Source organism: Pseudomonas sp. NFIX49 (genome assembly GCF_900115915.1).
Classification (GTDB): domain Bacteria; phylum Pseudomonadota; class Gammaproteobacteria; order Pseudomonadales; family Pseudomonadaceae; genus Aquipseudomonas; species Aquipseudomonas pharyngis.
This window is the reverse complement of the sequence record NZ_FOYE01000007.1, coordinates 294348-310009: the sequence shown is the minus strand read 5'-3', so window position 1 is coordinate 310009 and position 15662 is coordinate 294348. Positions and strand designations below refer to the sequence as shown.

11 protein-coding genes are annotated in these 15662 nt (G+C 60.5%); all 11 read left to right on the top strand.

Features of this window, described 5'->3' with window-relative positions:
- The first annotated feature begins 26 nt into the window (after positions 1-26).
- Positions 27-2933, top strand: a complete 2907-nt coding sequence (locus tag BMZ46_RS21570; protein WP_074690774.1) for a type VI secretion system Vgr family protein — start codon at positions 27-29, stop codon at positions 2931-2933.
- On the top strand, positions 2930-7651 hold the full coding sequence (locus tag BMZ46_RS21565) for an RHS repeat-associated core domain-containing protein (RefSeq protein ID WP_074690775.1): 4722 nt from the start codon (positions 2930-2932) through the stop codon (positions 7649-7651). Before BMZ46_RS21570 ends, BMZ46_RS21565 begins: the two co-directional genes overlap by 4 nt.
- Positions 7652-7659: 8 nt before the next feature.
- Positions 7660-8100, top strand: coding sequence for a hypothetical protein (locus BMZ46_RS21560; protein WP_074690776.1), 441 nt, complete (start codon positions 7660-7662; stop codon positions 8098-8100).
- An 86-nt stretch (positions 8101-8186) separates the two neighbouring features.
- Positions 8187-8450, top strand: a complete 264-nt coding sequence (locus BMZ46_RS21555) for a PAAR domain-containing protein (RefSeq protein ID WP_074690777.1) — start codon at positions 8187-8189, stop codon at positions 8448-8450.
- A gap of 183 nt (positions 8451-8633) precedes the next feature.
- Positions 8634-9686: an isopenicillin N synthase family dioxygenase gene (locus tag BMZ46_RS21550; protein WP_074690778.1), complete on the top strand. Its 1053-nt coding sequence runs from the start codon at positions 8634-8636 to the stop codon at positions 9684-9686.
- A gap of 27 nt (positions 9687-9713) precedes the next feature.
- Positions 9714-10523, top strand: a complete 810-nt coding sequence (locus tag BMZ46_RS21545; protein ID WP_074690779.1) for a MetQ/NlpA family ABC transporter substrate-binding protein — start codon at positions 9714-9716, stop codon at positions 10521-10523.
- On the top strand, positions 10520-11320 hold the full coding sequence (locus tag BMZ46_RS21540; protein WP_074690780.1) for a methionine ABC transporter ATP-binding protein: 801 nt from the start codon (positions 10520-10522) through the stop codon (positions 11318-11320). Before BMZ46_RS21545 ends, BMZ46_RS21540 begins: the two co-directional genes overlap by 4 nt.
- Positions 11317-11988 (top strand): methionine ABC transporter permease, encoded by a 672-nt coding sequence (locus BMZ46_RS21535; protein ID WP_074690781.1) that lies wholly within the window; start codon positions 11317-11319, stop codon positions 11986-11988. The genes BMZ46_RS21540 and BMZ46_RS21535 overlap by 4 nt, the downstream gene beginning before the upstream one ends.
- A gap of 8 nt (positions 11989-11996) precedes the next feature.
- Positions 11997-13553, top strand: coding sequence for a sugar ABC transporter ATP-binding protein (locus BMZ46_RS21530; protein WP_074690782.1), 1557 nt, complete (start codon positions 11997-11999; stop codon positions 13551-13553).
- Complete coding sequence (locus BMZ46_RS21525; RefSeq protein WP_074690783.1) at positions 13546-14571, top strand: ABC transporter permease; 1026 nt, start codon at positions 13546-13548, stop codon at positions 14569-14571. The genes BMZ46_RS21530 and BMZ46_RS21525 overlap by 8 nt, the downstream gene beginning before the upstream one ends.
- Positions 14572-14602: 31 nt before the next feature.
- Entirely contained in the window at positions 14603-15658 is a 1056-nt protein-coding gene (locus tag BMZ46_RS21520; RefSeq protein WP_074690784.1) for a substrate-binding domain-containing protein, read from the top strand.
- Positions 15659-15662 lie beyond the last annotated feature (4 nt).

The window sequence follows — 15662 nt, the reverse complement described above, 5'->3', positions numbered from 1 at the left end:
TGCAGCACAGCACGAGGGACAAGGGAATGTTCTCACCGGCCAACCAGCCTCACTTCAATCTGACCATCGATGGCGCGGACAGCGATTTCCAGGTCCTGTCGTTTACCGGTCGGGAAGCCCTCAACACTCCCTTCGAATTCGAGCTGGAACTGGTCAGCGAAAAGGCCTCGATCAACCTCGAAAACCTGCTGCACAAACTGGCGTTTCTTCAGCTGTCGCCGAGCGGCACCGGTATTCACGGGCTGATCTACAGCATCGCCCAGGGCGAGGCGGGCAAGCGCCTGACCCGCTACAAGATCTCCCTGCGACCGCAGCTTTCGTACCTGGCGCACCGCTTCAACCAGCGCATCTTCCAGCAGATGACCGTGCAGCAGATCATCAGTCAGGTGCTGGAAGAGCACGGCATTCTGGCCAGCGATTACCACTTCCAGTTGAGTGCGGTGTATCCCGAGCGGATCTACTGCACGCAGTACGACGAATCGGACCTGCATTTCGTCCAGCGCCTGTGCGAAGAAGAAGGCATTCACTACCACTTCCAGCACACGTCCAGCGGCCACAAACTGACCTTCGGCGATGACCAGACGGTGTTCCCGAAACTGGCGCCGGTGGCGTATCAGCAGGACTCCGGGCTGGTGGCGGACCAACCGGTGGTCAAGCGTTTCGGCCTGCGCCTGGCCACCCGCACCAGCCGTACCACGCGCCGCGATTACGACTTCGTCAAACCGAAGATCGAGCTGGAAAGCGACGCCAAGAGCAGCGCCCAGCCGGACCTGGAAGACTACGATTACCCAGGCCGTTTCGTGGATCGCGAGCGTGGCAAGCACCTGGCCAACCGCAACCTCGAACGCCACCGCAGCGACTATCGCCTGGCCGAGGGCAACAGTGATCAGCCGATTCTGGTCACCGGGCATTTTCTGGCCCTGACCGACCACGCCAATCCGACGTGGAACGACCTGTGGCTGCTCACCGAAATCTTCCACGAAGGCAAGCAGCCGCAAGTGCTGGAAGAGTCGGTGACCAGCGACACCACGGACAACAAAGACGATTTCCATCAGGGTTATCGCAACCGCTTCAACGCGATCCCGTGGGACGTGCCGTACCGTCCGCCGCTGGACCACCCGAAACCCAAAGTCCTCGGTTCGCAAAGCGCCGTGGTCACCGGTCCCGAAGGCGAAGAAATTTTCTGCGACCAGTACGGCCGGGTGAAGGTGCAGTTCTTCTGGGACCGCGAAGGCCAGCACGACGACAAGACCACCTGCTGGATGCGCGTGGCCTCCAGTTGGGCGGCGGAAACCTTTGGCTCGATCAACATTCCGCGGGTCGGCATGGAAGTGCTGATCACCTTCCTCGAAGGCGATCCCGATCAGCCGCTGATCACCGGTTGCCTGTACCACGGCGCCAATCTGCCGCCGTACAAGCTGCCGGACTTCAAGACCCTGGCCACGGTCAAGAGCAAGGAATACAAGGGCAGCCGCGCCAACGAACTGCGCATCGACGACACCACCAGCGAGATCAGCATCGCGCTGCGCAGCGATCACGGCGCGAGCGCGATCAACCTTGGTTACCTGACCCACCCGCGCCCAAGCGGCGGTCAGCCTCGGGGTGAAGGTTTTGAGTTAAGAACCGACCGCCACGGCGCCGTGCGTGCCGGAGCCGGTCTGCTGATCACCACCGAACCGCGTCCGAACGAATCGAAACACCACAAGGACCTGCCGGAAACCGCCGAGCGCCTGGCCACCGCCAGCGACCAACAGGACGGTTTCGCCACACAAGCCAAAGAGCTTCAGGCCCAGGAAGCGGGCGATCAGGACGACGTGGCCAAGGCCTTGCACGCGCAGCATCAAGGCGTACTCGGCAGTGGCCCGGCGAACCTCACCGCCAACGAATTTCCCGAGTTCACCGAGCCGCATCTGGTACTCGCCAGTCCCGCCGGCATCGCCCTGACCACCCCGCGCTCCAGCCACATAGCCACCGGCGAACACCTGGCGCTGAGCAGTACCGGGCACACCAGTTTTTCCATCGGCAAACGCCTGCTGGCCAGCGCCAGCCGTGGCATGCGTCTGTTCGTGCAAAGCATGGGTTGGCGTCTGGTCGCAGCGTCCGGCGACATCGACGTCAAGGCGCTGAAGGACAGCATCAACCTGCTGGCCAAACTCAACATCACCGCCAACGCCGACCGCATCACCATCACCGCCAAGACCGAACTGGTGATCCAGGGTGGCGGCAGCGCCACGACCTACAACGCCGGCGGCATCACCCACGCCACCAGCGGCCCGTACACCGCCCACGCGGCGAACTTCGCCTACACCGGGGCGAAATCCCTGGCCGGTGTGTTCCCGGAACCACCGAAACCGGGCAAGGGCAATCTGGAGCTGTTCAACCAGTACGCCGGGCGTCAGGGCATCAAGGACGGCGACTACGAAGTCATCGATGCGCTGGGCAAAAGCATCAAGGGCAAGCTCGACGCGAAGGGGTTCGCCAGCGTTGCCGGCGCCGCACCAGGCCCGGCGCGGGTGCTGTTCGGCCAGGATCCGGCGGACACCTGGAGCGACGGCAGCTACATCGGCAAGCCGGAATGGCCGTTGAATCCGCCGGGGGCCGAAGACGTGCCGAGTCAGGTTCAGGCCATGGTGGCGCAGGTGCTGCCAAGCAAGAACTGGGACATGTTGGAGAAGGGCAAGGACATGGCGAAAACAGGGATGGGCGCCGTGCAGACCGCGCAAGGTGCGATGCAAACGGCGCAGCAGGTGAAAGGCGTGATGCAGGGCGGAGGGGCCGGGCTGCCGAAACTGGCGAGTGCGGCAATGCCGAGTGCGTCGGGGATTCTCGGGGCGGCGAGCAAGGCGGGCAAGTTGCCGAGTCTGCCAACGCCGACACTTCCAAAACCTTCTTTGAAAACTCCGGAATTGCTGGCGGGTGAGGTGCTGTCATGACAACTGGGGGCGGTGGTGCGAAACAGCGTGAGCCGCAAGTCGCGGTGGTGCCACTCAACACGATCGATATTCAGGATGTTGGACGCGGCGCTGCCAAATTCGATGCCTGGTTGCAGTCTATCAGCGGCGGTGTCGTCACACTCGATCGGGTCAAGAACGTCGCGGGTGCTCTTCCTGTCGTGGGCAACATCATGGCGTTGGTTGATGCCCTTGGAGACATCGTCACCCTGGCCAAAAGCAAACAGCGTCAGGTGCTGGATTGGGTCAGCCTGGGTATCAACCTGATTGGTGTATTGCCTGCGCCACCGACCATGGCTTCTGCGCGCATGACACTACGCCCGACCCTGGGGTTGGTGCGTCAGGAGCTGCGTAACAGCGCCAAGATGCTGCTGGGGGACTCTCTGATTGAAGTGTTGATCGGGCATCTGAACGCGACCATCGTCGGCACCATCGATGACTTCGTCAAACAGGCACAACCCAAACTGGCGGGCATTCTCGACGACGCTGGAAAACTGGGTCAAAGCGTGGTGAACGAGATCGCCAAGGGCCTGGAAAAGGTGGTCAACGGCAAGCTCGATGCGAAGGGAGACCTCAATGCGGCCGGTTCGAAAATCACGGCGGCGCGCGGTCAGTTGTTGCATGACCCCAAGGCGGCTATCAGCAACATTTTCGGTGCCGCTTTCAGTGCCTACAAAGCTGCAGGCAAAGGCGTTGCCAACAGTGCCGCCAAGAACTTGCTGCCGGAGAAAGCCAAGGCTCTGGTACTGAGCAACACATCGATGCTTCGCACGCTGGGGGTGGAGCTGCAATCCCAGATGAAAAAGCTTGGTGACCCAGGCGTTCAGCATTCCATCGGCTGGCTGTTGCAGATGTTGGCGGGCTCTGTAGTAACTTGGCGCAAACGTCGCTCTCATGGTCAGGCCGCCAGTGTCAAACCGGGGGCCACGAGCAAGGCAGAACAACGCGCCGGCAAAGGCCAACTGGAGTTGCAGCAAAGCCAGGCTCGAGCCCGTTCTGATGCCAGTGATTGCAAGAATCGCGTCCCGACAGGCACGAAAAGAAACATCAGCTTTGCACGCGGCACGGAAACCATCACCCACACGGATTTCCGTTTGCCGGGCCCGTTTCCCGTCGTCTGGAACCGTACTTATTACTCGAATCTGGAGGCCTACGACAAAGGCAGCCTGGGTGCTCGCTGGATCAACGAGTTCACCACTCGTTTCGATTATGTGGATGACGGGTTGGTCTTTCATGCGGCCGATGGCCGAAGTCATGAGTTTGCGTTGCCCAAAGTCGGCGAAGCCCATCATGACCCGATTGAAAACCTGACTCTGATTCGCTCAGGTGAAAATCAATTGCTGCTGTGCCGCGGCGTCGAGCGAAAGGAGACCTACGTGCGTCGTGGGGCACGCTTTCTGCTCGCCGGCATCGAGCTGCGCAGCGGTGCTGGAATCATGCTGCACTATGAGCACATGCATGGTGATGAGCCGGTGCTCTCTGACCTGCTCACCTATCAGGGGGACGTTACAAAGGTTCATCTACAACTCGGAACACTGATCGATGACCACGGACGTCTGACAGGTTTGTGGGAGATCGCCGATGGCATTCCTCAGCGCCAACTGTGTGCCTATCACTATGATGCGTTGGGCGATCTGGTTCAGGCACGGGATGAAAACGGTTATGCCTGGAATTATGAATTCCGCAGCCATCTGATCACGCGATACACCGACCGGACCGGGCGGGGCATGAATTTGCAATGGCAGGGGGACGGCTCCGATGCCAAAGCGATTCGTGAATGGGCGGATGATGGAAGCTTCGATACTCGACTTGAGTGGGACGAAAACATTCGTCTGACCTACGTCACTGACGCTCACGGCAATGAGACCTGGCACTACTACGACATTCTTGGCTACACGTACCGTATCCGTCATCCGGATGAGCGTTCGGAATGGTTGTTCCGCGATGAGGCCAAAAATGTCGTGCGACATGTCCACACCGATGGAAGCGTTGATCGGTTCAGCTACGACGAGCGTGGCAATCTTCTCGAACACATCCGTGCCGATAACACCGTAGTGCATTACGCATACGATGATCTGGACCAACTGATCAAGGTTAGTGATGCAGAGGGCGGACAGTGGACCAGAGCTTATGACGACAGCGGCAATCTTGTGGAAGCTGTCGATCCTCTGGGTAACAAGACGGAGTACACCTACACATCTGCCGGCTATCCGGAGACCGTCAAGGATGCTAACGGAGCAGAGAAGAAATTCGAATACAACGATGCCGGTCAGTTGACCGGGTACACCGATTGTTCCGGCAAAACCAGTACCTGGGAGTACAACGGCCTGGGTCAGTTGATTTGCTTTACCGATGCGGCAGGGCAAAGCACCGAGTATGAGTATGTGGCAGGTCAACTGGTGTTGATCAGGCATCCGGACAAGTCTGAGGAGCGTTTCAGTCGCGATGCCGAAGGGCGACTGTTGGCCCATGTCGACGGCCTGAACCGCTGCACCACCTGGAACTACAGCGCCGCCGGCCTTATCGCCGAGCGAGTGGATGCGGCTGAGCAAACGTTGCGCTATCGCTGGGACCGTCTCGGTCGTTTGACCGCTTTGGAGAACGAAAATGAGCGTAGCGCCCATTTTCACTACGATCCGATGGGGCGGTTATTGGAGGAAACAGGTTTCGACGGCCATATTACGCGCTACCAGTACGACACTGAATCAGGTCGTTTGAGCAGCAAGCTTGATGGCGAGCGGCGAGTGGCTTTCCAATTCGACCTGATGGGCCGTCTGATAGAGCGCCGTGCGAGTCTGGGCGAACAGGTACAAAGTGAAACATTTGCCTACGATGGCAACGGCAATATGACACTGGCTGAAAATGATCACAGTCGCTTGCAGTGGTTCCACGATCCGGCGGGCAACCTGCTGCGTGAACATCAGCATTATCTGAGTCTGGAGCAGCCTCGGATCGCAGTCTGGCAACATGAATACGATGCCCTGAATCAGCGAGTAGCGACTGTGCGTCCGGATGGCCAAAGAGTCAGTTGGATGACCTACGGCAGCGGGCACTTGCTGGGATTGAAAGTGGATGACCACGAGTTGCTGGCCTGGGAGCGTGATGATCTGCATCGCGAAATCGCCCGTCATCAGGGCAACCATTTATTGCAGACGCAGAAGTGGGACCCGGCTGGGCAGTTGCAGGAGCAATTGTTGGGTCGCAGCGATGACAAGCGCACGTTGCTCAAGCGTGAATATCAATATGATCCTGCGGGCCAACTGATCCTTCTCAACGACACGCGACGCGGGCCGCTGACGTATCAGTACGATCCGGTGGGGCGCCTGATCAAGGCGGCGAGTCGACAGGGTGTGGAAACTTTCGCCTTTGATCCTGCCGGTAACTTGCTTGATGAGCCGGTTGAACAGATGCGCCGACCTCTGGATCAGGACCCGATGCGTAGCAAGCGGGTGGACAACCTGCTGCGCGAGTACTCGGGTACCCACTATGAATACGATGATCGAGGCAATCTGATACAGCGTTGGCACAACGGCAGTATCGCCAGAATGCGCTGGGATTTGTTCGACCGTTTGGTTCACTTTGATGATGCCCGACTGGAAGTCGAGTATGCCTACGATGTATTGGGACGCCGCCTTTACAAGAACTCGACTGCGCATTTCAAGCGACGGCCTGAAGCCGGATCACAGTGGAACGACAATGAGTTTGTCCGCAAGCAGCGAGAGTCGGGTTGTGGTTTCACATTGTATGGCTGGGACGGCGATACGCTGGCCTGGGAGAGCAGTCCGGCTCTGCTGGATGGTGATCCCGGACGCACGGTGCATTACATCTATGAGCCGGGTACTTACATTCCGGTTGCGCAAGCTTTGCGACACCAGCCAATCATTCTGATGGGGCAGCCTGACTTCAGCGGCGAGTATCAATTGGAGGACGACCCGCTGTGGAATCACGTACCTGTGGCACTGCCAATCGACGTGTTGAGTTGGTATCAATGCGACCGAATGGGGACGCCTCTGGAGTTGACCGACCAGAATGGCGAAATAGCCTGGAGCGCTCAGTACAAGGCATGGGGGAGCGTGTCTGAGCAGCGTTCGCCAATGGCGCAGCAACAGGGTATTGGCAACCCGATTCGCTTCCAGGGGCAATATCACGATCATGAAACGGGGCTGCATTACAATCGTTATCGTTATTACGATCCGTTGATTGGACGCTTCATCAGCAAAGATCCCATCGGTTATGACGGTGGGTTGAACCTCTTTGTATATGCGCCGAGTCCACTGGGCTGGATTGACCCGCTAGGCTTGGCAAGATGTCCGTGTGCCGATCTGAAGAAAGGCAACCCTGAAGGAACCGGGCCATTCAGAGGTGGATCTTACGGAGGCACCACGGCCTCGGGGATCGAGTCGCATCACATGCCGGCAGACAGCACCAGTCCGATTAAGAGAAGCCAGGGGCCAGCAATACAAATGGAGCCCTATGACCATAGCCAAACAATGAGTCACGGCCACCAGGGTAATCCCGGAAAAGCCTATCGAGCTCAGGTTCAGTCAAAAATCGAAGTGGGAGACATGAGAGGTGCAATGGCGATGGAGATCAGAGATGTGCGCCGTGTAGCCACTCAGGTCGGACAACCCAGAAAGTACAATGAAGCAATGCAAGAAATGCTGGCGTATGCCAAGTGCCGTAAATTTCTGGATAAGTGAGAGAAACCATGAATGATCAAGCGTTCAAAGTGTGGCGAGATAAACTGGTTTCATTGGATCGCTACGAGAACCCGGAAGATGCTCGTGAGTTCTCGGCGCTCGTGAGCAGTGTCCGCGACGAACTCGATGCAAAAACCATTGATGTACTACTGTCGACCTTTTGCGATGAAGACGACTACGGTGTGCAAGAGCGCGTGGTGGGTGTTCTTGATCATGCTGAAGCGGGCGTTTTTGCTGAAAGGCTTGCGGTGAACTTCTCAACGTTGCAAAGACAGGCAAGTGGCAAGGAATGGCCTCTTATTCTGATCGGTCGTGTCGTGAACTCGGACAACGCAGAGAAGATCAAGGCGATTGTCGCGGCTGCGAAGAAGTCCCCGGATCTTGACGCCTTTATTCGAAGTGATGAGTTCCTGGATGAGTATCCCGAGATCGAAAGCTACTTCCCCTGATACGACTCAAGGCCCGCCGTTTTCACGTTTGATGGATTCCACGGCCCCATTTGGCATGCCAGAAGTCAGGTCAAAGGAGTGACAACATGAAAGACGCAATCCGCCTCGGCGACTCCACCACCCACGGTGGCAAGGTCCTCGAAGCCTTCTCCCGGACTGACCTTAACGGCAAGCCGATTGCCGGGCTCGGTCACAAGGTCAGTTGCCCATTGTGCAAGGGGATTTTCCCGATTGCCGAGGGCAGCAGCACCTACACCGTCGATGGGGTGCCCATTGCGCTCGACGGTATGAAAACTTCGTGTGGGGCGGCGCTTATTGCCAGCGGCCCGAAGGGCGCGGTGGTCAGCTGAGCCCTGTAGTAAGACAGACCTAAGCTAATGCAAAAAAGGTATTTGTTCGGTGTTTTTAATATCGTTTAGTTTTGTTTCATAGACGAATCAAATGCATCAAACCGATAGACCTCCCGATTGCCATGACGGCACGCGCTGAATCGATCACGGACTCTTCAGGTTTGATTCACACGGGAGTGAATCATGCCGCACACCTCAGACATCACCGCATTACCCATCCTCGACCTGTCCCAGCTCGACGGTACGCCGTCGCAACGCCAGGCCTTTCTTGATGACCTGCGTCATGCCGCCCGCGATGTGGGTTTTTTCTACCTGACCGGCCATGGCATCGACGCCGGCCTGCTCGAGCAAGTGCAGGATCACGCACGCCAGTTCTTCGCCTTGCCCGACAGCGAGAAAACCGCTGTCGGCATGATCAATTCGCCGCACTTTCGCGGCTACAACCGCGCCGCTTCCGAGATCACCCGTGGCCAGCCCGATCAGCGTGAGCAATTTGATCTGGGCGCCGAGCGTGAGGTCTTGCCGTTGAACGCCGACAGTCCGTTGTGGGCGCGGCTGCAAGGGCCGAATCAATGGCCCGAGGCGTTGCCGCAACTCAAGCCGCTGTTGCTCGACTGGCAGCAGGCGATGACCCAAATGTCGCTGCGCCTGCTGCGTGCATTCGCCCAGTCACTGTCGTTGCCGGAAGACGCCTTCGACCGGTTGTACGGCGACAAACCCAACGAACACATCAAGTTGATGCGCTATCCGGGGCAAGCCTCGACGGCGAGCAATCAGGGCGTCGGTGCGCACAAGGATTCGGGTTTTCTCAGCTTCCTGCTGCAAGACCGGCAGGCCGGGCTGCAAGTGGAGATCGAAGAGGGGCGCTGGATCGATGCGCTGCCTCGGGACAATACGCTGGTCGTGAACATCGGCGAGCTGCTGGAGTTGGCCACCAACGGTTACCTGCGTGCCACGGTGCATCGGGTGGTGTCGCCGCCAGTTGGCAGCGAGCGCTTGTCCATCGCGTTTTTCCTCGGCGCGCAACTGGATGCGGTGGTGCCGCTGTATCCGTTGCCGACGGCGCTGTTGCGTGAGGCGCGCGGCCCGGCCAGCGATCCGCTCAATCCGTTGTTTCGCGATGTCGGCTGGAATTACCTGAAGGGCCGACTGCGCTCCCATCCCGATGTCGCGCAGCGCTTCTACGCCGATGCGTCGAATACCCAGACACCGCTTCGCAAGACCGCCAACGCCTGATCCATCATTCGCAGAAGGACTCTTTCCATGTTGAAAAAAGCAGGCTTGACCCTGGCCGTCCTCGGCGCGCTGGTGACTTCGTTCAGCGCTCGAGCGCTGGAGCCATTGCGGGTTGCCGCCGACCCGGTGCCCCACGCGCAGATTCTGGCGTACATCCAGAAACTCGATCCGCAGCTCAACCTCAAGGTGATCGAAATCCCGCAGGGCGTGAACTCCAACGAGTTGCTGGTGCACGGCGATGTGGACGCCAACTACTTCCAGCATCTGCCGTACCTGCAATCCCAGGAAAAGGCTCTCGGCGAAAAACTCGCGGTGGCCGCCACGGTGCACATCGAACCGCTGGGCATCTATTCCCATCGCCACAAAACCTTCGCCCAGGTGCCGGACAAAGGCACGGTCGCGGTGCCGAACAATGTCACCAACCTGAGCCGCGCGCTGTATCTGTTGCAGGACAATGGCCTGATCAAACTCAAGCCCGGTTTCAATGACCCGGCGGCCGATCAGGCGACACCGAAGGACATCGCCGAAAATCCGAAACAGCTGAAGATCCTCGAAATCGAATCGCCGCAACTGCCCCGCGCACTGGACGACGTCGACCTGGCGGTGATCAACGGCAACTACGCGCTGGAAGCCGGGCTGGTGCCGGCCAGGGATGCGCTGGGGCTGGAGAAGGCCGAGCACAACCCGTACGCCAATATTCTGGTGACCACGCCGAAACTGGAAAACGATCCACGCATTCAGCAACTGGCCAAGGACCTGACCTCGCCGCAAGTCGCCAAGTACATCGCCGAGAACTTCAAGGGCTCGGTGATCCCGGTGGCGGATGCCAAGCCATGATCGTCGTCGAGCAGTTGAGCAAGACCTATCCGTCAGCGTCGAGCCCGGCGCTGGATCAGGTGTCGCTGAGCATTCCCGATGGCGCGATCTACGGGATTCTCGGGCGCAGCGGCGCGGGTAAATCAACGTTGCTGCGTTGCCTCAATCTGCTCGAACGCCCGGATGCCGGGCGGATTCTGCTGGACGGCGAAGACCTCACGGCGCTGTCCGACCGTGAGTTGCGCCGCCAGCGTCAGCGCATCGGCATGATCTTTCAGGGCTTCAACCTGCTGCATTCGCGCAACGTGTTCGACAACGTCGCGGTGCCGCTGGAAATCGCCAAGGTTGCCAAGCCACAGCGTTATGAACGGGTTCGGGAACTGCTGGATCTGGTGGGCCTGGGCGACAAGGCTGAAGCCTTTCCGTCGCAACTGTCCGGCGGGCAGAAGCAGCGGGTCGGGATCGCCCGGGCCTTGGCGGCGCGGCCGGCGTATCTGCTGTCGGACGAAGCCACCAGCGCCCTCGACCCGGAAACCACCGCGTCGATTCTGGAGCTGTTGCGCGACATCAACCGCCAGCTCGGTTTGACCATCGTCCTGATCACCCACGAGCTGGATGTGGTCAAGTCGATCTGCGATCACGCCGCGTCCATGGCCAACGGGAAACTGGTGGAGGCGGGGCCAGTCGCTCGATTGCTGGCCGATCCGCAGTCCGCCCTCGGCGCTTCCCTGCGGCCCAGTTGCGGCTTGCCGCTGGGGCATGACGCGCCCGGTTTGAGCTTTCTGCGGCAATACGGCGTACGGGCGGCCCACTCATGAACCGCGTGATCGACTGGAATGAAATCCTGCAACTGGTGCTCAACGCTACCGGCGAAACCCTGTACATGGTGCTGCTCGCCGGGCTGTTCACCTTGCTGATCGGCTTGCCGCTGGGGGTGTTGCTGTTCATCAGTCGCCGTCAGGGTCTTTATCCGTTGCCAAGGCTCAATCAGGCCTTGGGCGCGGTGATCAACCTCGGTCGTTCGCTGCCGTTCGTGGTGATGCTGATTGCCCTGATCCCGCTGACCCGGCTGGTGGTCGGCACTACGTTGGGCAGCACTGCCGCCGTGGTGCCGATCACCATCGGTGCCTTTCCGTTTTTCGCGCGGATCGTCGAGAACGCTTTGGACGAAGTCGAAAAGGGCCGGATCGAAGCGATCCTCGCCATGGGCGGTGACATCCGCCACGTGATTTTCAAAGTGCTGTTGCCCGAAGCGCTGCCGGCCTTGCTGGCGGGCATCACCCTGACGCTGGTGATGCTGATCGGTTTTTCTTCCATGGCCGGGGTGATCGGGGGCGGTGGACTGGGCGATCTGGCGATCCGCTACGGCTATCAACGATTCAACAATGAAGTGATGGTCGCCACCGTCGTGGTGTTGGTCATCCTCGTCCAGGGCGTGCAAAGCCTGGGCGATCGACTGGTGCGTTCGCTGGCTCATCGACGTTAAGGAATTTTATGGGTGCGCCTGTCGCTGTGGTCTCCAAGCCACTGATTCGTGTACGTGAACTGAGCAAGACCTTTGGCTCGAACCGGGCGCTGGACCGGGTCAGCCTGGATATTTTTCCCGCTGAAGTGGTGGCGCTGCTCGGCGCCAACGGTGCGGGCAAGTCGACGCTGGTAAAGATCCTCGCCGGCAGTCAGGCCCACGATGGCGGCGAGATCCGGATCGATGGCCAACCCCGGCATTTCAGTTCGCCGCTGTCGGCGCGCCGCTTCGGCATCGTCGCGGTTCATCAGCAGATCAACGAGGGCATCGCGCCCGGATTGAGCGTGGCGGAAAACCTGCTGCTCGATGAACTGTGCCGCCCCGACGCTGACTTCTGGCTCAACCGCAAACGCCTGCTGGAACGCGCCGCGAGTATCGCTGCGGGGCTCGGTCTGGTGCTGCCGCTGGAGCAACCGATCGAACACCTCGGCCAGGCCGAGCGGCAACTGGTGGTGCTGGCCCGCGCCTTTGCCCTGCAACCGCGCCTGCTGATTCTCGACGAGCCGACAGCGGCCCTGTCGGATGCCGAAGCGCAGCGCCTGTTCGGGCTGATCGACACCTTGCGCAGTCGTGGTGTGGCGATTCTGTACATCTCCCATCGGCTGTCCGATCTGCAACGAGTGGCCGATCGCGCCGTGGTGTTGCGCGACGGGCAACTGGCCGGTGAGTTCAGTGCCCGGCAATTGCCAGAGGCACTGGAAGCGATGCTTGGTCAGGCGCTGGAGGCTCACGTCTACACACCGCGAGCGGCGGGGCGCGAAGTGCTGAAACTGCGCGGCGTGACAGTCCTGCCGCGCACCCGTGCCTTTGATTTGTCCTTGCACGGAAACGAAGTGGTGGTGCTGACCGGATTGCTCGGCGCCGGCAAAAGCGAGATCGCCGAAGTGCTGTTCGGGCTGCGCAAAACATTGTCCGGTTCTCTGCAACTGGACGGCATCGATTGGCAACCGGGCTCGCCCCGCCAGGCGATCCAGAGTGGCGTGTTCTTCGCCGCCGAGGATCGCGCGAGTCAATCGCTGGTGGCGGACTTTTCATTGCGCCGAACCCTGACCTTGCCGTTCCTCGAACGCTTCACCCGTGGCGGTTTCATCCGCAACCGTGCCGAAGCGGCGGCGGTGGAGGCGCAAGTCGCAGCGCTGGGAATCAAGACCGCCGGCATCGATGTGCCGATGAGTGCGTTGTCCGGCGGCAATCAGCAAAAAGTCGTGCTCGGCCGCTGGTTGCTTGGCGAGGGCAGAGTGTTGATTCTCGACGAGCCGTTTCAGGGCGTCGATGTGCGTGCCCGGCGCGAGATCGGCCAGTTGTTGCGCGACAGCGCCGCTGGCCGCGCCACGCTGGTGATCTGCTCGGACGTCGATGAAGCGCTGGAGATCGCCGACCGGATTCTGCTGGTGCGCGATCACGCGGTGGTGGCCGAGTACCCGCGTGCCGGGCTGGATCGCGCCACCCTGGTCGCCGCGCTGGCCGGCAACGATCCGCAAAATTCTATTGTTCACGCCGCGCCAAGGAGTAGAGCGAGTGCCTGATTCGAGTTCCCTGTTGTCATCCGCCCCAGCGGCGTCCGAGCGCTTCGTGCAAGCGCTGATCCGCTACGGCCTGCTGTGGGTGCTGGCGTTGATCGTGGTGTTTTTCAGTGTGGCGGAACCGGCGTTCCTGCGCGTTGGCAACCTGTTCAGCATTCTGCAGTCGGTGTCGATTGTCGCGCTGCTGGCCTTGGGCGTGACGCTGACCATGGCCGTGGGCGGGCTGGATCTGTCGATCGGCGCGGTGGCGGCCATGAGCCTGATGATCGCCAGTTACGTGATGGTGGTGCTCGGCTGGGGCGCGGTGCCGGCGGTGCTGATCAGCCTGGCCGGTGGCGCACTGGTGGGGCTGCTCAACGGCTGGCTGATCGTGAAGATGCGCGTGCCGGACATTCTCGCCACGCTCGGCAGCATGTTCCTGGTGATCGGCGTGCAACTGATTCCCACGGGCGGGCGCTCGATTGCGGTGGGCATGACTTTACCCAACGGCGATGAAGCCGAGGGTTCGTTCAGTGCAGTGTTTCTGGCCCTGGGCCGGGGACGGCTGTGGGACATCGTGCCGATTCCGGTGTTGATCACGGCGGTGGTCGCGGTGGCGGTGTGGCTGTTTCTCGAACGCACGCGCATCGGCCGGTTGTTCTATGCGATTGGCGGCAACGAGCAGGCGGCGCGTCTGGCCGGTGCGCCGGTGCAGCGCTTCAAGTTGCTGGCTTATGTGCTCTCGGCGTTGTTGGCATCGCTGGGCGGATTGTTGTTGGCGGCGCGGTTGGGGCGCGGTGATGTCAGCTCCGGCAACGGTCTGGTGCTCGATGCACTGGGCGCTGCGCTGATCGGTTTTGCCGTGCTCGGGGCGAAGAAGCCCAACGCGTTCGGCACGCTGGTCGGCGCGTTGCTGGTGGCTTCGTTGCTCAACGGCCTGACCATGCTCAACGCGCCGTATTACGCGCAGGATTTCGTCAAGGGACTGGTGCTGGTGCTGGCCCTGATGTTCACCTTCGGCCTCGCGCATCGGGCGCGCTGAGCCGGTTCATTGATGCTTCAAGGAAAGATCCATGCACGGTTCAATCAAGCAGTTCGCACGTCATTGCCTCGCCGGGGCGTTGCTCTCGGCACTGGCCTTCAATGCGCAGGCCAAGGCCTTGCCCGGCGCACCGGCGCCGTTCGATAAAGGTCAGGTACAGATCGCGCTGGTGGGCTATCTGTTCTCCGGGGATTTCCCTGAAGCCTATCTGCGCGGGGTGGAGAAACAGACCGAAGCGCTGGGCGCCAACCTGCGGGTGTTCGACGCGCGGCAGCAGGCAGCCAGTCAGGGCGAGATGATCGATCAGGCCGCCGATCTCGGTGTCGACGGGATCATCGTGCAACTGGGGCTGGCGGAAACCCTCAAAGGGCCGATTGAGCGGGCGCTGGCCAAAGGCATCAAGGTCGTCGCATTCGACGTCGACCTGAACACGCCGCAAGTGACTCAGGTCGAGCAGGATCACCACGCACTGGCGCGGCTGGCACTCGATCAAGCGCTCAAGGACAACGGCACCCGCTTCGACGCCGGGTATGTCTACATCAGCGGCTTCACGCCGATGGAGCGCCGCGACGAGATCTGGAGCCAGGTCAAGGCGAGCAATCCGGGGATCATCGAGAAGGCGCGCTTCGGCACGCTCAATCCGCCGATTGCCAACTCGGTGGCGGATCAGGCCAGCGCCGTGTTGCGGGCCAATCCGGGGATCAGCGTGATCTTCGCGCCGTTCGACGAGTTCGCCAAAGGCGCGAAGATCGCCGTCGATGAGGCCGGTCTGAGCCGCAAGGTGAAGATCTACAGCGCCGATATTTCCACTGCCGACATCCAGATCATGAAAGAACCGGACAGCGCCTGGGCCGCCACCGCTGCGGTCAATCCGCAAGTGGCCGGGGCGATCAGCGTGCGCAGTCTGGCGATGCTGATTGCCGGGGAAAATCCGGGGCACAAGGTGCTGGTGCCGCCGACTCTCATTACCCGTCAGCAACTGCTGGATCTGGACGTGAAAAACGTGCGCGACCTTGGGCAGAAACTGCCGGCCTTCGGTGACACCGCCAACGTCGCGCGGTCGCCGTGGATTCCCGTGGCGAACTGAGGAG